The organism is Pseudomonas taetrolens (assembly GCF_900475285.1).
Lineage (GTDB): Bacteria > Pseudomonadota > Gammaproteobacteria > Pseudomonadales > Pseudomonadaceae > Aquipseudomonas > Aquipseudomonas taetrolens.
Genome location: NZ_LS483370.1, coordinates 2,162,548 through 2,184,532, shown reverse-complemented (window position 1 = coordinate 2,184,532; position 21,985 = coordinate 2,162,548). Strand labels below are relative to the sequence as shown.

General features: G+C 59.2%; 18 protein-coding genes. 13 read left to right on the top strand and 5 right to left on the bottom strand.

The annotated features are described in order from the left end of the window. Together DQN55_RS22395 and DQN55_RS10090 are read left to right on the top strand one after the other, a co-directional pair. Entirely contained in the window at positions 1–279 is a 279-nt protein-coding gene (locus DQN55_RS22395) for a hypothetical protein (protein WP_231995667.1), read from the top strand. Next, the gene (locus DQN55_RS10090; RefSeq protein WP_231995665.1) at positions 254–1,024 is read left to right on the top strand and encodes a sensor histidine kinase; all 771 of its coding nucleotides are present in this window, start codon (positions 254–256) and stop codon (positions 1,022–1,024) included. Before DQN55_RS22395 ends, DQN55_RS10090 begins: the two co-directional genes overlap by 26 nt. Positions 1,025–1,550: 526 nt before the next feature. Here the strand turns inward: DQN55_RS10090 and DQN55_RS10085 are convergent. Next, positions 1,551–2,420: a LysR family transcriptional regulator gene (locus DQN55_RS10085; RefSeq protein ID WP_048380299.1), complete on the bottom strand. Its 870-nt coding sequence runs from the start codon at positions 2,418–2,420 to the stop codon at positions 1,551–1,553. A 133-nt stretch (positions 2,421–2,553) separates the two neighbouring features. Between DQN55_RS10085 and DQN55_RS10080 the strand changes: the two genes are divergently transcribed. Then, entirely contained in the window at positions 2,554–3,576 is a 1,023-nt protein-coding gene (locus tag DQN55_RS10080) for a zinc-binding dehydrogenase (RefSeq protein ID WP_197714163.1), read from the top strand. A 403-nt stretch (positions 3,577–3,979) separates the two neighbouring features. Next, positions 3,980–4,990 carry a tRNA dihydrouridine(20/20a) synthase DusA gene (gene dusA / locus DQN55_RS10075; protein WP_048380301.1) on the top strand — a complete coding sequence of 337 codons (1,011 nt, stop codon included), beginning with the start codon at positions 3,980–3,982 and terminating at the stop codon, positions 4,988–4,990. 164 nt (positions 4,991–5,154) lie between these two features. Here dusA and rssC read toward each other — a convergent pair whose 3' ends face one another. From rssC to DQN55_RS10055, 3 genes are all read right to left on the bottom strand, one after another. Next, positions 5,155–5,637, bottom strand: a complete 483-nt coding sequence (rssC, locus tag DQN55_RS10070; protein WP_048380303.1) for an anti-sigma factor antagonist RssC — start codon at positions 5,635–5,637, stop codon at positions 5,155–5,157. After that, positions 5,634–6,818, bottom strand: a complete 1,185-nt coding sequence (gene rssB / locus DQN55_RS10065; protein ID WP_048380305.1) for a two-component system response regulator RssB — start codon at positions 6,816–6,818, stop codon at positions 5,634–5,636. The genes rssC and rssB overlap by 4 nt, the downstream gene beginning before the upstream one ends. Before the next feature lie 344 nt (positions 6,819–7,162). Continuing rightward, positions 7,163–7,852 carry an MlaA family lipoprotein gene (locus DQN55_RS10055; RefSeq protein WP_048380306.1) on the bottom strand — a complete coding sequence of 230 codons (690 nt, stop codon included), beginning with the start codon at positions 7,850–7,852 and terminating at the stop codon, positions 7,163–7,165. 317 nt (positions 7,853–8,169) lie between these two features. Between DQN55_RS10055 and DQN55_RS10050 the strand changes: the two genes are divergently transcribed. Beyond that, positions 8,170–8,433 carry a DUF4404 family protein gene (locus DQN55_RS10050; RefSeq protein WP_048380307.1) on the top strand — a complete coding sequence of 88 codons (264 nt, stop codon included), beginning with the start codon at positions 8,170–8,172 and terminating at the stop codon, positions 8,431–8,433. 52 nt (positions 8,434–8,485) lie between these two features. Here DQN55_RS10050 and DQN55_RS10045 read toward each other — a convergent pair whose 3' ends face one another. Beyond that, positions 8,486–13,342: an NAD-glutamate dehydrogenase gene (locus tag DQN55_RS10045; RefSeq protein ID WP_048380309.1), complete on the bottom strand. Its 4,857-nt coding sequence runs from the start codon at positions 13,340–13,342 to the stop codon at positions 8,486–8,488. 497 nt (positions 13,343–13,839) lie between these two features. Between DQN55_RS10045 and DQN55_RS10040 the strand changes: the two genes are divergently transcribed. The 8 genes from DQN55_RS10040 (at position 13,840) to DQN55_RS10005 (ending at position 21,978) form a co-directional block, all read left to right on the top strand. Beyond that, complete coding sequence (locus DQN55_RS10040; RefSeq protein WP_048380311.1) at positions 13,840–14,196, top strand: hypothetical protein; 357 nt, start codon at positions 13,840–13,842, stop codon at positions 14,194–14,196. A gap of 19 nt (positions 14,197–14,215) precedes the next feature. Next, on the top strand, positions 14,216–14,971 hold the full coding sequence (locus tag DQN55_RS10035; RefSeq protein WP_048380313.1) for an amidohydrolase family protein: 756 nt from the start codon (positions 14,216–14,218) through the stop codon (positions 14,969–14,971). 178 nt (positions 14,972–15,149) lie between these two features. Further along, a complete protein-coding gene (locus DQN55_RS10030; protein ID WP_003444726.1) occupies positions 15,150–16,109 on the top strand; it encodes an AAA family ATPase in 960 nt (319 codons plus the stop codon). 3 nt (positions 16,110–16,112) lie between these two features. After that, the gene (locus DQN55_RS10025; protein ID WP_048380316.1) at positions 16,113–17,057 is read left to right on the top strand and encodes a DUF58 domain-containing protein; all 945 of its coding nucleotides are present in this window, start codon (positions 16,113–16,115) and stop codon (positions 17,055–17,057) included. Further along, positions 17,054–17,548 (top strand): DUF4381 domain-containing protein, encoded by a 495-nt coding sequence (locus DQN55_RS10020; RefSeq protein WP_048380319.1) that lies wholly within the window; start codon positions 17,054–17,056, stop codon positions 17,546–17,548. Before DQN55_RS10025 ends, DQN55_RS10020 begins: the two co-directional genes overlap by 4 nt. Then, positions 17,541–18,617 (top strand): vWA domain-containing protein, encoded by a 1,077-nt coding sequence (locus DQN55_RS10015; RefSeq protein WP_048380321.1) that lies wholly within the window; start codon positions 17,541–17,543, stop codon positions 18,615–18,617. The genes DQN55_RS10020 and DQN55_RS10015 overlap by 8 nt, the downstream gene beginning before the upstream one ends. Further along, positions 18,614–20,353, top strand: a complete 1,740-nt coding sequence (locus tag DQN55_RS10010; protein WP_048380323.1) for a VWA domain-containing protein — start codon at positions 18,614–18,616, stop codon at positions 20,351–20,353. The genes DQN55_RS10015 and DQN55_RS10010 overlap by 4 nt, the downstream gene beginning before the upstream one ends. Beyond that, positions 20,350–21,978: a BatD family protein gene (locus tag DQN55_RS10005; protein ID WP_048380324.1), complete on the top strand. Its 1,629-nt coding sequence runs from the start codon at positions 20,350–20,352 to the stop codon at positions 21,976–21,978. Before DQN55_RS10010 ends, DQN55_RS10005 begins: the two co-directional genes overlap by 4 nt. Positions 21,979–21,985 lie beyond the last annotated feature (7 nt).

Below are 21,985 nucleotides of genomic sequence, written 5' to 3'. Positions count from 1 at the left end.
ATGAGTATTGCCGGTGGCAAGAATGAGCGAGAGATAGCCAATGCTGCTCACGAACTCTTCCTGCTTGGTCAAAAAACTGTTGAAGCTCGCGCCGTATTAGCAGCACTACAAAAACAATTGAGCGACGCAAGTAGCCGGCTGGTGGATACCCAGCAGGTCGAACAAGTAATTGAGGCCAATCAACAGTTAGTGTTGGCGATTCTATTGGCACAATCAGATGCTGCAGCCCCCCCCTCACTTGGAGGAGCAGAGTTTGTTTCAAGAGCTGCGCGAGGCTAACGCGCAGTTGGTCATAGCTGCGCTCAGTGCTCAAGACCTTCAGGCTGCCGCCGAGCGCGCGCTGAGTCAGCAGAAAAGCGTACTTGCATTGGTGGCCCATGAGCTGCGAAATCCATTAACACCCATTAGCATGATTGCAGAGCGTATGGTCCGGCTGCCTAGTGATCAGCTACCGCGAATGTGTGAGTTGATTGAGAGCCAAGTACAGCGTATTTCACGACTGGTTGACGATCTGCTTGATGTCTCCCGCATGAGCACGGGCAAATTGCGAATCGATCGCCGCGATGTAGATATGCTGCAAGTTCTGAATGACGCTGTTGACGCGTGCGCACCTGTGATGACCAAGCGAAATCAGCATTTTGACGCCACTCTTCCCGTTGGTATCTTGATGGTGAGCGGAGACCCGGGACGTCTCGCTCAGATTCTCAATAATCTACTGGCAAATGCTGCCAAATACACTCCGGCCGACGGTTGTATCAAGCTGTCTGTGACAGTAGATACTGATGTTTTGAAGATAAGTGTTTCCGACAATGGAATTGGTGTTTCAGCCAAAGCATTGCCTTTTATTTTTGATCCTTACGTTCAGGACGAACATGCGATAGGTTTCAACGGAGCTGGCTTGGGCATTGGGTTGACTGTAGTTCGGGAGCTGGTGGAAGCACACGGCGGCAAGGTTGTCGCTACAAGCGAGGGAAATGGGAAGGGAAGTGAGTTCGTGGTGACGCTACCGTTGGTAAATCATTAGCTTCTTATTAGCGTAACTGGTTGAGATCCGAAAACTGGAGTTCGAGTTTTCGGTGAGTGATTTCCAGAAGCATTTGCCTGTGTTCGAAGAGCAAGGACTATCTCGGAAAGCTTAATGGGTAGAACTCATCGTGTAAGTGAGAGCCCTTTGCTCGAGATCCTGAATTATTATCCACTCAGGCCTTACAGTTCAGTCATGAAAGAAAACCTCTTTGTCGTCTTGTATATATGTCTTTGTATTACATGGATCGCGACAGTCATTTCGGTGATCTATTGGTACATCCCTGTAATAAATTGATCGAAACTATCTAGCGTCCTTAGTTGACTTCCTCCCCCTGCTGCAAACGACGGCTAATGGCCGAAAGCGGAAATAACCTGTGCACACGAACAGGCCATGATCATTCAGTCTCCGCAATCGATAACGCCTAGAAAACCAGGCACTGACGATGCCTAAAGTGACTTAGCCGACATCCTGCTCTTATCTAGTAAGTTTGAGTTTTACTTACTCAAACCGCGCAGATCAGGTGTCACAGGATATTCTGGCGCAAATGCTCGAGCAAGCGTTCTGCCCTGGCCGAAAGCGCCCATTCAGCGCGATGTAGCAGCCAAAGGGTATCAACTACCCTCGCTCCGCTTTCAATCACCTGAATGGCTTCCGGCCTAGCGAACGCCAGCCGCGCATAGCGTGGAATAACGGTGAAACCTATTCCACGTGCGACAGATTCGAGGATCAGGGTGATTTGGTTAGTGTAACCACTGACGGATAGACTGCCCACACCGGGCGCATCTGGAAAGTATCTGCTGAGCAGTCGTCCCGCCATGGCCTGGCCGTCGGGATGGTCCATAAAGCCGAGGCGTTCCAAGTCTGACCAATCATTGACACCCGCTCCTGCAGGCGCAACTAATTCAAGTGGTTCTTCGGCGAAAAGGCTGACTCTCAATCGCCGGTCATCAGGCCGCAAGGTAACTAGGCCGAGTTCGAAGCGGTTCTCTAGTACCGCACTCAGCACCTCACTGTCTGGGGCAAAACGGTGCCGAACACTGAGACCAGGGTACACCTGCTGCCAATCCAAGATATGTGGATACAAAGCCAATCCGATACTCCCAGGGCTGATCAGGCTGATTTCACCGTGCTCATCATCCTTTGCGGATAAGCGTTGGTGCAGGCGCTGGTCGGCAGCCAGCAGTTCAGCGCAATAGATCAATAGCGCATCGCCGGCTGGCGTAAGCTCAACGCGGCGCGGACGTCTAATGAGCAGTGGGCCGAGTTGCGCTTCAAGACGCTGAACATGTTGGCTGACTGCGGCTTGAGTCAAGTCCAGACATTCGGCAGCACGGGTAAAAGTACCTTCCCTAGAAAGCATGACGAAAGTGCGAAGCCATTGCGGGTTTAGCATAAATATCTCTTATCGAAACCATAATCCGGCCGTTATTTTAATTATAGTTTCACCCGCCTATATTTACTTTATGGATGTATCCCTGTCAGTAATTTACTCAATCGACGTCCCTTAGCTCGCTCTGGAGAAAATCGTGAATAACGATCCCCTGCCGACACCCGTCCCAATGCGCGCCATCGTCTGCGACGCCGTGGATATAACGCTGTCTTCTCTGCATCTTCGAGACGTCCCCGCGCCAATACCGCTGATGGGACAAGTGCGGGTAAGCGTTCATGCGGCGTCGTTGAATCCTGTGGACTGGAAGCTGGCCGACGGCACCGTACCGTGGCTGAATGCACCGCAGATCTTGGGTCTAGATGGCGCGGGCGTCATCGATCAGATCGGTGAAGGAGTCGAAGGATGGGCAATTGGAGATCGCGTGGCATGGCACGGTAATCTGCGCGAACAAGGCGTGTTTGCCGAATACGCACTGGTACCCGTTCACGTGCTGGCACGCGTGCCTGAGTCGGTGAGTTTTCAGAGTGCCGCCGCCCTTCCCTGCGCAGGTATGACTGCGTATCAAGCGCTCATTCGCAAAGCACATCTGCAACCGGGTCAAACAGTATTGGTACAAGGGGCGAGCGGCGCGGTTGGCGGATTCGCAGTGCAGATCGCAAATGCAGTAGGTGCAACAGTTATTGCTCTAGCTCGCACCTCTCAGGCCCGCCGTGTACGCGCGCTGGGTGCTGACCATATCTTCGAACGGGATGATCCTGAGCTGAAAGAGAAAGTGCATGCCCTTACCGGCGGCTATGGGGTAGATATATTCTTGGAGGTTTCTAACCCGCAGGATGCCCGGAAGTCCCTCGATCTGATTCGCTACAACGGCCAGTTGCTGTGCATTGATCCAATGCCTGATCTGAGCCGTGTACCGCCGTACACGTATGCAGCGTCGTTTCATGAGGTCGCCTTGGGCGGAGCCTATTCTTCTGGTCACCTGCCGACCCAGGAGGATTTCGCGAAGATGCTCAACTCATTGCTCTCGCTGGTGGCCGAAGGACAACTGAATCCGATGATGGAAACGATAATTGGTCTTGAGCAGGTGCCTGAACATCTTGTCGCGCTGAGAGAAGGTCGCTTGCCAGGTAAAACTATTGTCACTATCCGCGAAGGCTAACGACCGTGCGTTGGATACGCCACTGGAGTGCCCACGATGAGAGCATCCGACTTGCCTTTGGCTCTGTTGAAGAAAATCGCTTGGCGTCAGTGTCGAAGGTGAGCCAGCCCTTTTTCTAACCCTCGCGTAGATGAACTTTGCCCGTTCAACTAGCTCGGCTTCACGCTTGCTTACTCACGGTTGAACCACCTGTTTCCAGGCGAAACCCCGGCGCTCTTGGTAGACTTGCGCCCTTTCACGATTAATCCGGATTTGAGCAGTGCCGCTGGCCGGGCCACGCGCTCTTTGGGCTCTGATCGTCGCCATCAGTGGTACACACCAGATTTCGATTGGTACAGTGTGCTGACGACCGGGTACAAACGCCCAAACATGCCTGAAAACGGTACAAAACACGCAGATCAAAATGTCATTAAATACAGCTTCAAACCCGCTATATATCAAGCCTGAGCCCTCCCGCCGCTTTAGCGTCGCGCCGATGATGGACTGGACTGACCGGCATTGCCGGTTTTTCCTGCGGCTGTTGTCCCGTCATACGTTGCTTTACACCGAGATGGTGACGACCGGGGCGTTGCTGAATGGCGATGCCGAGCGTTTTTTACGGCATGACGAGGCTGAGCATCCTTTGGCGTTGCAGCTGGGCGGCAGTACGCCGGCTGATTTGGCGGCATGCGCGCGGATGGCGGAGGCGGCTGGCTATGATGAGGTGAATCTTAATGTCGGTTGCCCGAGTGATCGGGTGCAGAACAATATGATTGGCGCCTGCCTCATGGCGCATCCGGCGTTAGTGGCCGAGTGCGTGAAGGCGATGCGCGATGCGGTGTCGATTCCGGTCACGGTCAAGCACCGGATCGGGATTAACGGCCGCGACAGTTATGCCGAGCTCTGCGATTTTGTGGGGACGGTGAAGGATGCGGGATGCCAGAGCTTTACGGTGCATGCGCGCATTGCGATTCTTGAGGGGCTGTCGCCGAAGGAGAATCGCGATATTCCTCCGTTGCGCTATGACGTCGCCGCGCAGTTGAAAGCCGACTTCCCGGAGCTGGAGATCATTCTCAATGGCGGGATCAAGACGCTGGAGCAATGCCAGGCGCATTTGCAGGTGTTTGACGGTGTGATGCTGGGCCGCGAGGCGTACCACAATCCGTATGTGCTGGCCGAGGTGGATCAGCAGCTGTTCGGCAGCACCGCGCCGGTGATTTCCCGTGCGCAGGCGCTTGCAGCGCTGCGCCCTTATATTGCGGCGCATATTGCTGCTGGCGGCGCGATGCATCACATCACGCGTCACATTTTGGGCTTGGGTCAGGGTTTTCCGGGCGCCCGTCGCTTCCGTCAGTTGCTGTCGGTGGATATTCACAAGGCCAAGGATCCCCTGGCCTTGCTGGATCAAGCCGGTGAGCTGCTGGAAGGTCGCTGAGCGCGCATGGATGGCTGCAGGGCCGTATCAGACTGCGCCCGACGACGCAGCCGTGGTTACGTCAGGCCCTGCGGTGCATCTGTGAAGACTGACAACCCGCAATCACGTTGGCGGCGCAATCGGGCGTAGCCAACGGCTACGAGACCTGATTGCGCTGCCGGGGCTCAGTGACGCTCGAGGGCGTTCACCAGATCATGGAAGGCTTCGCGGTTGGAGTCGTTGAGGCCCATCAGGATCTTGTGCGCTTCGAGCACCTTGACCCGCACCACTTCTTCCGACTGGTCCTGGGACGGCAAGTCTGTCAGGCACTCAGGGCACGGGATTGGCGTGCCGATAATGTTGAACACCTGATCGAAGCCCATCGACTGCAATAACCGTGTGATGTCTTCATGGGTGGTGACCACCGTCGGTAACAGGCCGACTTTCTGACGCGACAGGATCGACAACTTGGCCAGCAGGCCCAAGGTGGTGCTGTCGATGCTGCAGGTTTCGGTCAGGTCAATCACAATCGCCGAGAAATTAAGCGCCGTGAAGATCCTGTCGATGGTTGCATCCAGTGATGAACACAACGTCAGGCGCACCTCACCCACAAACTTCAGGACGAACGTGCCGTCCTGTTCGGCGAACTGAATTCTACCGGTAGTCATTTAAGATTCCTGCTCAACACCAACAAGGCGATATCATCCGGCATCTCCCCAAGCGTGGCCAATCCAAAAACCCGACGCAGGCCATCCAGGCTGCCGCCCGCTGCTTTTACCCGTTGTGGCAAGGCAGCCTCTTTCTCTTTGAGTGTCTGCTCGGCCAAAAGATCCAATATTCCATCGGACATCAGTGTGAGACTGAAGGTGCTCGGCAGTTTTATGACGTGGTCTTCATAGGTGGCTTCGTTGAACAACCCTACTGGCAGGCCGCGACCTTCCAGGTAGCCAACGCTGTCGGGGGTATAAAGCACCGGAAGCGGCAAATGGCCACCGATGCTATAGGTCAACAGACCGGTTTCTTCATCTATTACGCCGCCGACCATGGTCACATGCTTGCCCAGCTTGCAGTTGATCAGGCCACGGTTGATATGCCCCAGCACTTCGGACGGCTTGAACTCTGGCAAGGTGCCATTGCGCTTGGACTCAAACAGCAAGCGCGTGGTCATGAACTTCAGCAGCACCGTGACGAACGCGGACGATGCTCCATGACCCGAAACGTCGGCCAGGTAGAACGCGACCCGGCGCTCATCCACCCTGAAGTAGTCGACGAAGTCGCCGGACAAGTACAGGGATGGAATGATCTGGTGCGCAAAGTTGAAGTCATCGATCGACCAGGGGCTGACCGGGAGCATGTTCATCTGAACCTGCCGGCCTGCGTTCTGGTCTTCCTGCAGGAGGTGCAGGCTGGCCTCAAGCTCGCGGTTGGCAGATTCCAGCTTGTCCCGGTAGCGCTGGTTATCATGCACCAGGCGCGCACGGTCCAGCGCCCGATGAACGGAATGCTCCAGAACGGCGAGATCTTCAAGAGGCTTGATGAGGTAGTCGGCAGCGCCCAGGCGCAAGGCTTCGACCACGTCACTCATCACGCCCGCACCCGAGATGACGATCACCGGTGTCTGCAGCGAGCGCAGCGAGAGCTGGCGGATGAGCTCCAGACCACTCATTTGCGGCATACGCAGGTCGCAGATCACTAAGTCTGGCTGCTCTTGCTCGAACACCTGAAGACCTTGCACGCCATTGCTGGCCTGCAGGACCCTGAAACCGCTGTCTTCCAAGTAGGCCGCCAGACTGGCGCGTACTACTTCGTCGTCATCAATGATCAGCAGCGTGGCACTGGTTTTTTGCATGTGGGCAAACGGCGCCAGAATTAGGTTGTCGCATGCGTCCGAACAGCTCGGGCTTAACGACGGAATTGGCTTATGAACATCCCTGATTCAAATCGATTGTATGACTCGATCCTACAAAGGTGCCCGTGTAAGGCGCAGACGGTACTCCCATCCGCGGGGGGTTTCAAGCTCAGGCCGATGGCGGCGCCAGACGTACGCAAGGATAAATTCCTGCGGGTTATAAGAACCTCGCCAACGGCAACTAAAACCAAGGGTCAGGGGGCTTCACACCCTGCCATTTTCGTGCCTGACAATATAAAAAACGGCCACTCGGGCCGTTTTTTGCGGGAGGGGTGTCGAACGGCTTAAAAGTCGTCTTCAACCTGCCCGTCTTTAACCTTGAACTCACGGTTTTGCAGATACGCATTGCGAATGAAGACGTAGCGGTCACCGGTGATCAGCTTTTCAGCAGACAACAGGCTGGCACGGGTATCGATGATATCGAGGCCCATGGTCGTGTTGCGTGCGGGGACATCGTGCATGTAACGGTACGGCTGGGTGAACGAGTCCGGGTAGATGCCGGCGGTGTCACGAACGGTGCTTGGCCCCAAGAGCGGCAGTACGACGTAAGGACCGCTTGGTACGCCCCAGCGACCCAGGGTCTGGCCGAAGTCTTCCTGATTGCGCTGCAGGCCCATTTTGGTGCCGACATCAAAAAAGCCTGCCAGGCCAAGGGTGGTGTTCAACAGCACGCGGGCGGTGTCTACACCGGCAGCGTGGGGCTTGGCTTGCAGCACGTCGTTGGCCAGGTTGCGGACATCACCGAAGTTTCGGTACATGTTGTGGATGCCGTCTTCCAGGAATTGCGGCGTGATGAACTGGTAGCCTTGTGCGAGTGGCTTCAGGGCATATTTGTCAACGGTGTCGTTGAATGAGAAAACGGCCCGGTTAACCCCTTCCCACGGATCATCTTCCGTTGCCGCACTGGCCGCATACGGGACCATCGCCACACCGGCACAGACACAAAGTTGAGCGAGACGATCAGTCCAGCGCATAGCAAACACTCCTGGTAAGTACTTAACACTTGGGCGCTGCGCCCCGAGTCAGGCGCTGAGTATAACGGGATTTATCTCTTTGGTAGCCCCAAGAAACATCCTACACAGACTTCCTCAGTTGCAGGATGTTCCACAATCGGCTGCACCCGTTGCACTATGAGGCTGCCGCGAACAAGCGCCGCGGCACAATTCCCGGCCTCGAACGTGATAGAGATCATGCACGCGCAACCCGGGTGGATTAATCTAAGCGTCCGTTCATAGACCTTTTGCCCGTACGGGCGGTCTATACCAGAGCCTATCAATAAAGGATGAATGCTATGCCTGCCCGCGACCTGCAAGAACAACTCGACTCCCTGCGCGAGCAACTCGACAAAAATCCGCCGCTGTCCCTTGAGCAGCGTGCTGAACTGAATGCCCTGGCCGAGCGAATCGAGGCCCAGATCAAGGTTGAGCAAGCCACTCAAAACACCAGTCTCTCGGACGACGTGAACCTTGCCATAGAGCGTTTTGAGATCGACCACCCGACCCTCGCCGGTACGCTGCGCAATATCGTGCAAACCCTGGGCAACATGGGAATCTGACCAGAAACGACAAAGCCCCGGAATCCGGGGCTTTGTTGTGTTGCTCAGGCTATCAGAGCCCTGATTGACCGCTCATAGCGAGGTCAAGCAACTCACGGTTGGCCACCGCATACATCGCGTAGTCCGTACCACCGGCAGCACGCAAGTCCACCAGCATGGCGCGCCAGCGCTCTACCATCACCTGATTCTGCTCAAGCCACAACGCCAGACGTGCTTCGATATTGTCCGGGGCATCTGCCATTTGCAGAACCGATACCGTAATCGCTCGCTGCTGCCAGTCGATGTCGTCACGGAACGCCTCGCGGGCCAGCGCCTGCCAGTTGTTCTCCACTGGCAGATTGCTGATTTGCTGCAAGTACCAGGTCAGGTCCAGCTCACTGCCCACGGCGAAGTACGCCTTGGCCACGTCTGCTGCATTCTGGCCGGTCACATCCGATGCTTCGATGATCGGCAGCAAGGTGTACAGATGCGTGGTACCGGCCACCATGCGTGCCAGCAGTTCCGGTACGCCAGCCTTGACGTAGGCCTGGTAGCGGGTCTGCCAGCCTTCGCGGGTCTGACCTTCCAGCAGTTCGTCGAGCTTGAGCCCGAGCGCCGCCAGATGCGGACCGAAATGCGCCACATCGCGTGCCGCGTCCAGTTCGTTGCGACGGCTGCGCAGGAACCAGCGCGTGGCACGGCGTCCCAGGCGCATCAGCTCGTCCATCAACGCCATCTGAATCTCGGCCGGAACCTGGTAGTCCAGGGCTTCGATCTGACGGAACCAGTGCGGGAGGTGGAAGATGTCGCGCACGATCACATAAGCACCCGCCACGTTGGCGGCACTCATGCCAGTCGACTCTTTCAGGCGCTCCACAAAGGTGATGCCCATGTGGTTGACCAGATCGTTGGCGATCTGAGTGCTGACGATTTCGCGCTTGAGGCGGTGACGGCGCATGGCTTCCGCGAACTTGTTGACCAGCATCGGTGGAAACGCGGTTTCCATGTCGCGGGTCAGGTAGGCGTCATCCGGCACCTGGGAGTTGAGCAAGGCTTCCTTGAGGTCGATCTTGCTGTACGAGATCAGAACCGACAGTTCGGCACGGGTCAGGCCATGGCCAGCGGCAATGCGTTCGTTAAGCTGCTCTTCGGTCGGCAGGAACTCAATGGCACGGTCCAGCTTGCCACGGGCTTCCAGGTCGCTCATCAGGCGCTTGTATTCCGCAATACGCTCATAAGCGCGACGGGCAGCCAACGAGATAGCCTGCGTCTGTTTATAGTTGTTGCCCAGCACCAGCGCGCCGACCTCATTGGTCATGCTGCCCAGCAACTGGTTGCGCTGCTTCTCGGTCATGTCACCGGCCTGCACCACTTCGTTGAGCAGGATCTTGATGTTCACTTCGTGGTCGGAGCAGTCCACACCACCGGCGTTGTCGATGAAGTCGGTGTTGGAACCGCCGCCGTTGAGGCCAAACTCCACGCGACCCAGCTGGGTCATGCCCAGGTTACCGCCCTCGCCCACGACTTTGCAGCGCAGTTCGTTGCCATTGACGCGCAACGCATCGTTGGCTTTGTCGCCTACGTCGGCGTGGCTTTCGCTGCTGGCCTTGACGTAAGTACCGATACCGCCGTTCCACAGCAGGTCCACCGGTGCCTTGAGCAAGGCATTCAGCAGCTCGGTCGGGGTCAGCTTGTCCGCGGTGATCGCAAAGCGTTCTTTCATTTGCTCAGAGATGGCGATGCTTTTCGCGCTACGGGAGAAGATCCCGCCGCCGGCAGACATCAGGTCGGTGTTGTAGTCCGACCACGCCGAGCGTGGCAGATCGAACAGACGCTGACGTTCGGCAAAGCTGCTGGCCGGTTCAGGGTTAGGGTCGATAAAGATGTGCAGGTGGTTAAAGGCAGCGACCAGTTGCAGCTTGTCGGACATCAACAAGCCGTTACCGAACACGTCACCGGCCATGTCGCCCACGCCGACCACACTGATGCTGTCTTGCTGAACGTTGATTCCGCGCTCTTTAAAGTGGCGCTGCACGCCGACCCAGGCGCCTTTGGCGGTAATGCCCATTTTTTTGTGGTCATAACCGGCCGAGCCGCCCGAAGCGAACGCATCGCCCAGCCAGAAGCCGTAATCGATGGCAATGCCGTTGGCGATATCGGAGAAGGTTGCGGTGCCTTTGTCGGCCGCCACTACCAGGTACGGGTCATCCTCATCGTGGCGCACCACGTTCTGCGGAGGCACCAGCGCACCGTCTTTCAGGTTGTCGGTGATGTCCAGCAGGCCGGAAATAAAGATCCGGTAGCAGGCAATCGCTTCTGCCTGGATCTCGTCACGCCCCCCGCCCAGCGGCAACCGGCGCGGTACGAAGCCGCCCTTGGCGCCTACCGGTACGATGACCGAGTTCTTCACTTGCTGGGCTTTTACCAGGCCCAGCACTTCGGTACGGAAGTCTTCTTCACGGTCCGACCAGCGCAAGCCGCCACGGGCCACGTTGCCAAAGCGCAAGTGCACGCCTTCAACCCGCGGCGAATAGACGAAGATTTCAAACTTCGGCACCGGTTTTGGCAGTTCGGGAATCAGGTGCGGGTCGAACTTGAAGCTGAAGTACGAACGGTTGTGGCCGTGAGCATCCGGCTGGTAGAAGTTGGTACGCAGGGTGGCCTTGATCAGGTCCAGGTAGCGACGCAGGATGCGGTCTTCGTTGAGCACCTGAACATCGTCAAGGGCCGTCAGGATCGCCTGTTCCAGACGCAACTGCTTGTCGTCGAGGTCTTCTGCGGTCAACTTGCGGGCCAGGTAGAAGCGAGTCTTGAACAACCGGGTCAACTCGCGGGCGATGTCGGTGTGGTTGTTCAGGGTGCTGGCGATATACCCCAGGTCGAAGCCCAGGCGGATCTGTTTCAGGTAACGGGCATAAGCACGCAGCAATGCCACATCGCGCCACGGCAGCCCGGCAGTCAGCACCAGGCGGTTGAAGGCGTCGTTTTCTGCATCGCCGCGCACGATATGCACGAAGGCATCCTGCAGGGTGTCGTTCAGTTGCTGGATGTCCAGGTTCAGACCTTCGCCGGCGGTAAAGGCGAAGTCATGGATCCAGAACTCACGGCCATTGGCGTGGCGCAGGCGATACGGGAACTCACCCAGCACTCGCAGACCGAGGTTTTCCAGGATTGGCAGCACGTCGGACAACGCCAGCGGCGTGTCGGCGTGATAAAGCTTGCAGTGCAGCTCCTGACCGGCGCTCTGCCCCAGCGGCTGATAGAAGCTCATCACCAGCGGATTTTTGTCGCTCAGGCTCATCAGGTGCTGCATGTCGACCACGGCCGAGTGCGCCGCGAAACGCTCGCGGTAGCCGGCGGGAAAACCTTTCGGGAAGTCAGCCAGCACTTTGGTGCCGTTGGCCTCGCCGAAGCTTTCGACCACCAGGTTGCTGTAGTCGTCCTGCCAGCTGCGGCAGGCCTGAACCACTTCTTTTTCCAGCAGCAGCGGGTCGATGTCGATCCGGTTTTTTGGATCGACCCGCAGAATCAACTGCACGCGGGCCAGTACCGATTCCGAGAAGAACGTCCAGAACTCACAGTCCGAAGCCTGCAGGCGCTCCATCAGGACCTGCTGGATTTTCTGCCGGACTTCGGTGGAGTACACATCGCGCGGCACATAGGCCAGGCAATAGCAGAAGCGGCCATACGGATCTTTGCGCAGGAACACGCGGATCTTGTTGCGCTCCTGGATTTGCACGATCGACATCACGGTGGTGAACAGCTCGTCCACCGGGGTCTGGAACAGGTCGTCGCGGGGCAGAACCTCAACGACCTGGGCCAGTTCCTTGCCCAAGTGCGCCTTGGGCTGGAAGCCGGAACGGCGTTCGATTTCCGCCACCTTGCGGCGAATGTATGGGATGACCCGTACGCTTTCGCCATACACCGAAGAGGTGTACAGGCCCATGAAGCGGCATTCCTTGATGACCTTGCCGTCGGCATCGATCTGGCGGATCGATACGTAGTCAGGGTAAGCCGGGCGATGTACGCGGCTTGGGTGAGCGGCCTTGGCAAACGACAGCAGGGTCGGTTCGCGCAGGTAGCTGACGGCGTAGTCTTCGATCCGCAGGTCTTCAGCAGTCAGGCCGGCGCGCAGCAGCTTGGTCAGACCGAGGAACGACTGCGGGTCATATTCGATATGACCGCCATCTGCCTCGTCACGTACCACAAACTCTTCGTAGCCCAGGAACGTGAAGTGGTTGCCCACCAGCCACTCCAGAAAGTTCTTGATCTCGGCTTTTTCGTCAGCATCGACGGCATACTGGCAACTGTCGATGCTCTCCAGCAGTTCCTGAACCTTGGCCTTCATCGGCTCAAAGTCAGCCACAGCAACCCGCACTTCACCAAGAACCTGTTCCAGTTCCTTGCTCAGCACATTCAGTTCGGCGGCATTCGCGCAGCGATCGATTTCCAGGTACATGAGCGACTCTTGCGAGACGCCTTCACCGCTCGTGCCCTTGGGCAGGATTTCCAGCAACTCGCCCTTGGCCCCGCGGCGAACGCTCAATACCGTGGTTTGCAGGGTGTGGATGCTGTAACCACGGCGGTTCAGCTCGGTACGCACCGAGTCCACCAGGAACGGCAAATCATGGTGCAGCACTTCAACGGCAGTGTGCGTCGACTGCCAGCCATGGCGTTCGTAATCCGGGTTGTAGACCCGTACTTGCGGGTGGGCCGGGTCAAAGCGATCGAGCAGGCGCCAGGCCGACAGCGTACAGCCGGCGAGATCGGACATGCGCCGTTGCGTGAGTTCATCCAGAGAAATGATGCCGAAGAATTGTTCAGCGAACAGCGCCACTTGTGGCAGTGCCTGTTCACTGATGTGCTGGGCCAGTGCCGCTTGCAGTTGATGCTGGAAGTCGGCTTTGCTGGCTGCGGTGAAGAACGCCATCTGTGGTACTCCGCTTGGGCTTGTTATTGAGAGAAGCGTCGCATGTTATTCCCGCGTAGGGAGCCGTCACTACTGCGCAGGTTATACCCTCAAAACGCAGCATGACCGGGAGGTGAAGCTGGCCACGAGCCAAGAGTCACATTCACACTCCCGGACCGGTATCTACAAAAACGACTGCCCGATAAACGGGCTGTGTCTTTAGAGATAACAGTCCGGGATGCAGCTTAACGATTGATCTACCCGGCCTGCTTGCGGTGCAGCGACATATTCGGTCATGGGCACGCAACCCCGGAGCCTGACCATGAACAACCCTAGCATCCAAAAGCAGTCTGCATTCTTGAATGCGCTCATTTGTCCGTCACTCGTTTCGGAAATGACTGACATTCAAGGGTTGATCGTTTTTCAGGAAAGCGCATTCAAACCAGCATAAATCTGCCCGGGCTGGCAAAATCGGCCTTTGTTCGACCGACCCGCGCCCAGAGCGCCAGGAATTACCCATGCAAATGACCACCTCCCTGCTGATCGTCAACCCGTGCGATGACGAAGAAGACAACATGGCCATGCTGTGTTGCCACAGCGATAAAGGCGAAATGTTCCTGATGACCCGCTACCCCGACGAGGACGAGCTGGAGATCACCCTCGATGACGAGCCTTCGACGCTGGACGGGATCAAAGTCACCTTGAGCCCTACCCGGCTGCTGATCGAAATCGGCGCCGGCGATACCGACGTGCTCAAGGGCGATGACCACCTGGAAATCCTGCACAACTCGGATGCAGCAGACCTGGCTGAAATCGAACAGACCTTGCAGAACATCCTCGACGGTACCGGCACTTACATCCGCGAACCGGCCTGATCGCCCCCAGGAGTCTGCCATGCGCCCGATCTTCGACGCCCACTGCCATATCATCGACAGCGCTTTCCCTCTGATTGCCAATAATGTCTATCTGCCGCAGCCTTTTACGGTTGATGATTACCAGAGACGCACCCAGCCTTTGGGCATTGCAGGTGGCGCAGTGGTGTCGGGATCCTTTCAGGGGTTTGACCAGACTTACCTGATTGCCGCGCTAAAGCGCCTTGGTCCCGGCTTTGTGGGCGTCACCCAATTGCCGGCCAGTGTCACCGATGCCGAACTGCAAACCCTGCACCGGCACCGGGTACGTGCTCTGCGCTTTAACCTGCGACGCGGCGGTTCGGAGCAACTCGACCAGCTCGAATTCCTGGCCAAACGCGTCCATGAGCAACTGGGCTGGCATTCAGAGCTGTACATCGATGCACGGGAACTGCCCTCGCTGGAGGCCCGCCTGTTGCGCTTGCCCGCCCTGAGCATCGACCACCTGGGCTTGCACCAGGACGGTCTGCCCAGCCTGCTGCGCCTGGCCGGGCACGGCGTCCGGATCAAGGCCTGCGGCTTTGGCCGGGTCGACTTTGACGTGCCTCAAGCCTTGCGGCACATCCACAGTGCCAATCCTCAGGCGTTGATGTTTGGCACGGACTTGCCCTCCACCCGAGCCCCCCGGGCATTTGCCGACAGCGACATTCACCTGCTGATCGATGCGCTGGGTGAAAACGCGGCTGAAAACGCGCTGTGGCATAACGCCCGGACGTTTTATCGCCTTGTTCAACCCTGAAACGGCGTTTTGAGCCCGCCGCAGATAAGCACCATTCTCAACAACCGCTGAGTTTTCGGATTTTTCCATAAAAAGCCGCCCCGCCATTAGTCCGCAGCACCTTCAATGGATTAAAGTAATGCCCCCAGCCCCGGCGTAACTCTTGCGCCGTCGGTGTCCTTTTCAGGAACAGTCATCGATGGAACATCGTGAAGCGCTGCTAGCGCTGCGAACCTTTCTCTCAACGCAGATTCTCGGTCAGGAAAAACTCATTGACCGCCTGCTGATCGCATTACTGGCCGACGGCCACATGCTGGTCGAGGGTGCGCCCGGCCTTGCCAAAACCAAGGCGATCAAAGAGCTGGCCGAAGGTATCGAGGCACAGTTCCATCGAATTCAGTTCACCCCGGACCTGCTGCCGGCCGACATCACCGGCACCGAGATCTACCGCCCTGAAACCGGCAGTTTTGTGTTCCAGCAAGGCCCGATCTTCCACAACCTGGTGTTGGCGGATGAAATCAACCGGGCTCCGGCCAAGGTTCAATCGGCCCTGCTCGAAGCCATGGCCGAGCGTCAGGTCAGCGTCGGGCGCAGCACCTACGAGCTGTCACCGCTGTTTCTGGTGATGGCCACGCAGAACCCCATCGAGCAGGAAGGTACGTACCCGTTGCCCGAAGCCCAGCTCGACCGTTTTCTGATGCATGTCAAAATCGGCTTCCCGGACGCAGCCGTCGAACGCCGCATCCTCCAGCAGGCCCGTGGCGAAGCCCTGAATGGCGAGACCAAGCCCGAGCGCCGGGTCAGCCAGCAGGCGATTTTCGCAGCACGCAAGGAGATCCTCGGCCTGTACATGGCCGACGCCGTAGAGGAATACCTGGTGCAACTGGTAATGGCGACCCGAACCCCCGGCAAGTTCGACCCCGAGATGGCCGACTGGATCGCTTACGGCGCCAGCCCGCGTGGCTCGATTGCCCTGGATCGCTGCGCACGGGCTCACGCCTGGCTGGCCGGGCGCGACTTCGTCAGCCCTGAAGACATCCAGGCCGTCCTGTTCGACGTGCTGCGCCATCGCATCATCCTGTCGTTCGAAGCCGAGGCCGCAGGGATTGACCAGGACCGTGTGGTGCAGCGCATTCTCGACGTCGTTGCCGTTGCCTGACCGATGAACAACCCTCTGCCCGCCGAACCCGGCATTCGCGTCACCCTTGCCGAGCTGATCGAGATGCGGCATCGGGTGCGTGAAGTGCAATTGTTCTCCTCCCCCAGCCAGCGCAGCCCGCTGGTGGGCTTGCACCACTCGAAATTGCGCGGGCGCGGGGTCGATTTCGATCAGGTCCGGGTGTACCAGGCCGGGGACGATGTGCGCACCATTGACTGGCGTGTCACGGCCCGGACCCAGGAACCGCACACCAAGATGTTCCATGAGGAGCGCGAGCGGCCGATCTTCATCCTGGCTGAACAAAGCCGCCGACTGTTTTTCGGTTCCGGGCGCATGTTCAAATCGGTGCTCGCCGCCCAGGCGGCCAGCCTGATTGGCTGGGCCGCCCTCGGCCACAACGACCGGGTCGGCGGACTGGTGTTTGGCGATCACGAGCATTACGAAATCAAACCCCGGCGCAGCAAGCAGAGCCTGCTGCAATTGCTCAACCGGTTGGTGCGAGTCAATCAATCGCTGCACACCGAGGTGCAATCCGACCGTGATGCCCTGGGCATGGCGCTGATTCGGGCCCGCGAAGTGCTGCGCCCCGGCAGTCTGGTGATCGTGATCTGCGATGAGCGGGCCCTGACTGACGCCGCTGAACAACAGCTGAGCCTGCTGGCCCGTCATTGCGACCTGATGCTGCTGCCCTTGTCCGATCCGCTGGACCACGCGCTGCCCGCCGCCGGGCTGCTGCGCTTTGCCGAACGGGGCGCCCGGATCGAGCTCGACACGCTCAATTACGACCTGCGCCAGGCCTACCGGGCCCAGGCCGAAGCACGTATCGCCCGCTGGGAGCTGCTGGCGCAAAAGCTGCGCGTGCTGTTGATGCCGCTGAGTACCCAAAGCGAAATGGTCGAGCAGTTGCGTGAATACCTGAACGCCAAACGCCCTGGCAAAGCCTCATGAAAGAACTTGAGCAACTGCAGCCCCTGATCCCGCCACCGGCCATTGGCTATTGGCCGCCTGCGCCCGGCTGGTGGCTGCTGCTGATCGTACTGGCAGCGCTTGCCTGGGGTGCGTGGCGTTTGCGCCATTACTTGCCCGCCAAACGCCAGGCGCGCGCAGTCGAGCAGCCGCTGGACCCGGTACGACTGGCGGCCCTCGAAGAGCTGGCGAACTTTCCCAAACCTTACGACGGTGCACCCGCCGGCGCCTGGCTGCAGCAGCTTAACGGCCTGCTTAAACGCCTGTGCCGCAACCACTACCCGTACAGCCAGAGCCACACCCTCAATGGCCGAAAATGGCTGGCCTTCCTCGACAACCGCTGCCCGGCTGCCGGCCTGACGCGCTGGATGGTACTGGTCGAAGGCGCCTACAAACCTGAATGCAAGCTCGATGACAAAGCCATCGCCGGGCTCAATCAAGCGGTTGAAACCTGGATTCGCAAACATGTTTGAGTTCGCCTGGCCGTGGCTTTTCGCCTTGCTTCCGCTGCCGTGGTTGATGCGGCGCCTGTTGCCGGCCGCCGACAGTGGCGAGCCGGTACTTGAAGTCAGCTTCCTGGCCGACCTCGAAGAACTGGCACGCCGCAAGGCACGAACCAGAATGCCGTCCTGGCGTCAGCAAACACCCTACTGGCTGCTGTGGCTGTTGCTGCTGACTGCCGCCGCCCGCCCGCAATGGCTGGGCGAGCCGTTACCGATTGCCGCCAGCGGACGCGATCTGCTGGTGGCGGTGGACGTGTCGGGGTCGATGGACTTCCCGGACATGCAATGGCAAAACGAAGACCTTACCCGCCTTGACCTGGTTAAAAGCCTGCTGGGGGATTTTCTGGAGAACCGTGAAGGTGACCGGGTTGGTTTGATCCTCTTTGGCAGCCAGGCCTATCTGCAGGCACCGCTGACGTTCGACCGCCATACCGTGCGCACCTGGCTCGACGAAGCACGGATCGGCATCGCCGGTAAAAACACCGCCATCGGCGATGCCATCGGCCTCGCGCTCAAGCGCCTGCGCCAGCGTCCTGCCCAAAGCCGGGTACTGATACTGGTCACCGACGGTGCCAACAACGGTGGCCAGATCGATCCGCTGACCGCTGCGCGCCTGGCCGCCGAGGAAGGCGTAAAAATCTACCCGATCGGTATTGGCGCCGACCCTGAAGACACCAGCAGCAAAGGCACCTTCGGTATCAACCCGGGGGTCGACCTCGATGAGCCTGCATTGAAAGAAATCGCGGCCGTCACCGGCGGCCAGTATTTCCGTGCCCGCGACGGACGCGAGCTGAGCGCAATCAAGGACTCCCTTGATCAACTCGAACCCGTCACCCAGCAGCCGACCCAGGCGCGACCGGCGCAGGCGCTTTATAGCTGGCCGTTGGCGGGTGCCCTGCTGCTGAGCGTATTGCTGGTCATCCGTGAACTATGGCCAAACAACCCGCTGCAGCGTTTACTGAGTAAGGAACATTTTCTGCAACAACAGGCTGAATGGCGTCAACGGCTCAAACGCCTGCGCCTGCGGAGACGCCGATGAGCGCACTCTGGCCACACTGGTTGCGCCCTGACTGGCTGCTGATAGTGCCCCTGCTCTGCTGGCTGCTATGGAAACTCTGGCATCGGCAGAAACGCGTCGGGCGCTGGCAAATGATCCTGCCTGTGGCCTTTCACCGGGTGCTGCTCAGCGGGGGCAATGGCCGCAACAGCAAACTGCCGTGGATTGCCCTTGGGCTGGCCTGGCTGCTGGCGCTCCTGGCGCTGCTGGGCCCTGGCTGGCAACGTGTCGAGCATTCGACTCAGAAACCTGCGGATCCGCTGGTGGTGATGCTCGAACTCACGCCCGAGATGCTCGCCACCGACAAATCGCCCAACCGGCTGGAACAGGCTCGGCGCAAGCTGTATGACCTGCTGCAGAGCCGCAGCGATGCGCAAACCGCAGTCATTGTCTACGCCGGCAGCGCCCACACCCTGGTGCCGCTGTCCGACGATCTGGCCACCAGCCATAACCTGCTCGACGCTCTCAAGCCTTCGCTCATGCCGCAACCCGGGCATCGGGCTGACCTGGCCGTTGTCAAAGCCCTGAAACTGCTCGATCAGGGCGCATTGGGCCAGGGCCGCCTGCTGCTGATCACCTCCTCCCTCAGTGAGGAGGAACGCTTCGGTATTCGCCAGGCCCTGGACGGCCACACCCCGCAGTTGCTGATGCTCGGTGTCGGCAGTCGCGAGGGGGCACCGGTGGTGGATGAAAGCGGCCAGTTCCTCAAGGATGATCAGGGCGCGATTCTCATGCCGCGCCTCGACAGCCAGAGCCTGCGGGCGTTCGCCCTGGATGTGGGCGGCCGCTACCGTCAGGCGCGACTGGACGACAACGACCTGCGCGGTCTGGGCCTGCTGGACGGCCCTCAACACCTGCGTGAGGACGGGCAAACGCTGCACCTGGATACCTGGGCCGACCAGGGTTACTGGCTGTTGTTGCCGCTGTTGCTGCTGGCCGCCTGTGCCGGGCGTCGTGGCTGGCTGTTCTGCTTGCCCCTGTTGCTCATGGTGCCCCAGCCCGGCTATGCCATGAGTTTCACTGACCTCTGGTTGCGCCCCGATCAGCAAGGTCAGCGGCTGCTGGAGAAAAACCGGCCGATGCAAGCCGTCGAGCACTTCAAGGACCCGCAGTGGCAGGGCCTGGCGCTGTATCAGGCCGGTGATTATGCCGGCGCGGCTCTGCGATTCGCCGAGCTCAATAGCGCCAGCGCGCACTATAATCGCGGCAATGCACTGGCCATGGACGGTGCGCTCGAAGCCGCCATCGATGCTTATGAGCAGGCGCTGGAATTGCAGCCGGACCTGCAAGCCGCCGAGCACAATAAAGCGGTGATCGAACGACTGCTCGAGCAAAAAAATGCCGAGCCTCCAGCGCCCGAAAAGCCGCCCGAGACCGCCGCCGAATCACCTGAACCCGAAACGCCGATCAGCTCCAGTTCGCCCGGTACTTCCGGAGCCAGCGCGACACATCAGGAAAACAGCTCGACCGCGACGCCCTCCAGTGAGGCCAACCCGGATGAGTCGCTCGATGCCGAACCCGATCCGGACACCGGTACTGACGCCGAAGCTGGCGATGAGCAGACCACGCGCCCGCCGGCCCCGGCCAGTAGCCAGCTTGACGAAGAACATCGCCAGGCCCTGGAGCAATGGCTCAAGCAGATCCCCGACAACCCCGGAGAACTGTTGCGACGAAAGTTTTGGTACGAACAGCAGCAACATCAGGACACGCCTCAATGAACCGCTTTGCCTTGCTTCTCTTGCTGTGTTGCTGGATCTTGCCGGCCCATGCGCTGGGACTGGTGGCCAGTGTCGACCGCGACCAGCTCAATTCCGGCGAAACCGTGGAGCTGACCCTTGAGTCCGACGACGCCACGCTGTTCGGCAAACCCGACCTGACGCCGCTGGAGGCGTTGTTTGACGTGCGCGGTACGCGCCAGGTCAACCAGCTCACCACCCTCAGTGACGATGAGAAAGCCTCGACCCGCTGGATCGTCACCTTGCAGCCCAGGCACACCGGCACTGTGATCATTCCGTCACTGCAAGTCGGCCAGTATCACAGCCAGCCCATTAGCCTGACCGTCACCCCGAGCGTCGCCAGCGACAGTCAGCTGGCTCCGGTGTTTATCGAGGCCAGCCTCGATCAGTCCAGCGTTTACGTGCAGGCCCAGGCGATATTGACCCTGCGCATCTACCACTCGGTGCCGCTGTATGACGACAGCAGCCTGACCCCCCTGCACCTGGCAGACGCCATCGTCGAACAGCTGGGTGAATCACGCACTTATGAGAAGTTGATCAATGGCGTACGCCATGGCGTGATCGAGGTGCGTTACGGCCTTTACCCCCAGCACAGTGGTCAACTGCTGATCCCGGCCCTGACCTTCAGTGCCACTCTGGTCGACAACCAACAGGCCAGCGCGCCTGCACCCTTGGGCCCAAAACCCGGAAAACTGGTGCATGTGCGCTCCACCGACATTTCGCTGGCGGTCAAATCCAAGCCAGCGGACTACCCCGCCATCGCCCCCTGGCTGCCTGCCCGCAGCTTGAGCATGAGCGAAACCTGGCACCCGGAGCCTGATCACGCTCAGGTCGGCGACTCCCTGACCCGGATCCTGACGCTCAAGGCCGAGGGCCTGTCCAGCGCCCAGTTGCCCGCCTTGCCCATGACGGATGTCAGCGGCTTGCGCGGCTACCCGGATCAACCGCAACTCAACAATCAAATCACCGAACACGGCCTGATCGGCAGCCGCGAAGAGCGTGAGGCCCTGGTCCCGACCCGGGCCGGCCAAATTGACCTGCCCGCCGTTGAAGTCGTGTGGTGGAACACTCACGAAGACCGCCTTGAACGCAGCTATCTGCCCGCACGAGCCTTGCAGGTGGTCGCCAATCCGAACCTGGTCGTCGACACGCCCGCCAGCCTCCCCAGCGAGCTGAACGAAAGCTCCTCGTTGTGGATCTGGCAACTCGCCACGCTCTTGCTGGCCTGTAGCACCCTCGCCGGTTTTGGCCTGTGGTGGCACGCGCGCTCGCAGCCGGCCGTGCTACGTGCCGCGCAAACCGGGCCCAGCCCGCGCACACTGCTCGATGACCTCAAGCGCGCCTGCCTGGCCAACGACCCGCAGGCCACGCGCCAGGCACTGGATGCCTGGGCACGGCAACAACCGGAAACCCTGGCCGAAATGGCCGCCCGCTTTGTGCTGTTGTCGGATGCGCTGGACGGCCTCAACGGCGCGCTTTACAGCGAAACCGGTCAATACTGGCAGGGTGATGAACTGTGGAAGGCGATTCGCAGCATTCCTGCCGCCGAGCGCGAGCAGGACGCGAGTACCGAACCCAGCAGCCTGCCACCGCTCTACCCCAAATAATTTCAGC

Excerpts from the sequence above, each read along its gene's own strand:
- DQN55_RS10005 (WP_048380324.1), top strand. The coding sequence starts at position 20,350 with ATGAACCGCTTTGCCTTGCTTCTCTTGCTGTGTTGCTGGATCTTGCCG.
- rssC (WP_048380303.1), bottom strand. The coding sequence starts at position 5,637 with ATGACTACCGGTAGAATTCAGTTCGCCGAACAGGACGGCACGTTCGTC.
- DQN55_RS10050 (WP_048380307.1), top strand. The coding sequence starts at position 8,170 with ATGCCTGCCCGCGACCTGCAAGAACAACTCGACTCCCTGCGCGAGCAA.
- rssB (WP_048380305.1), bottom strand. The coding sequence starts at position 6,818 with ATGCAAAAAACCAGTGCCACGCTGCTGATCATTGATGACGACGAAGTA.
- DQN55_RS10030 (WP_003444726.1), top strand. The coding sequence starts at position 15,150 with ATGGAACATCGTGAAGCGCTGCTAGCGCTGCGAACCTTTCTCTCAACG.
- DQN55_RS10085 (WP_048380299.1), bottom strand. The coding sequence starts at position 2,420 with ATGCTAAACCCGCAATGGCTTCGCACTTTCGTCATGCTTTCTAGGGAA.
- dusA (WP_048380301.1), top strand. The coding sequence starts at position 3,980 with ATGTCATTAAATACAGCTTCAAACCCGCTATATATCAAGCCTGAGCCC.
- DQN55_RS10045 (WP_048380309.1), bottom strand. The coding sequence starts at position 13,342 with ATGGCGTTCTTCACCGCAGCCAGCAAAGCCGACTTCCAGCATCAACTG.
- DQN55_RS10040 (WP_048380311.1), top strand. The coding sequence starts at position 13,840 with ATGCAAATGACCACCTCCCTGCTGATCGTCAACCCGTGCGATGACGAA.
- DQN55_RS10035 (WP_048380313.1), top strand. The coding sequence starts at position 14,216 with ATGCGCCCGATCTTCGACGCCCACTGCCATATCATCGACAGCGCTTTC.
- DQN55_RS22395 (WP_231995667.1), top strand. The coding sequence starts at position 1 with ATGAGTATTGCCGGTGGCAAGAATGAGCGAGAGATAGCCAATGCTGCT.
- DQN55_RS10020 (WP_048380319.1), top strand. The coding sequence starts at position 17,054 with ATGAAAGAACTTGAGCAACTGCAGCCCCTGATCCCGCCACCGGCCATT.
- DQN55_RS10025 (WP_048380316.1), top strand. The coding sequence starts at position 16,113 with ATGAACAACCCTCTGCCCGCCGAACCCGGCATTCGCGTCACCCTTGCC.
- DQN55_RS10010 (WP_048380323.1), top strand. The coding sequence starts at position 18,614 with ATGAGCGCACTCTGGCCACACTGGTTGCGCCCTGACTGGCTGCTGATA.
- DQN55_RS10015 (WP_048380321.1), top strand. The coding sequence starts at position 17,541 with ATGTTTGAGTTCGCCTGGCCGTGGCTTTTCGCCTTGCTTCCGCTGCCG.
- DQN55_RS10055 (WP_048380306.1), bottom strand. The coding sequence starts at position 7,852 with ATGCGCTGGACTGATCGTCTCGCTCAACTTTGTGTCTGTGCCGGTGTG.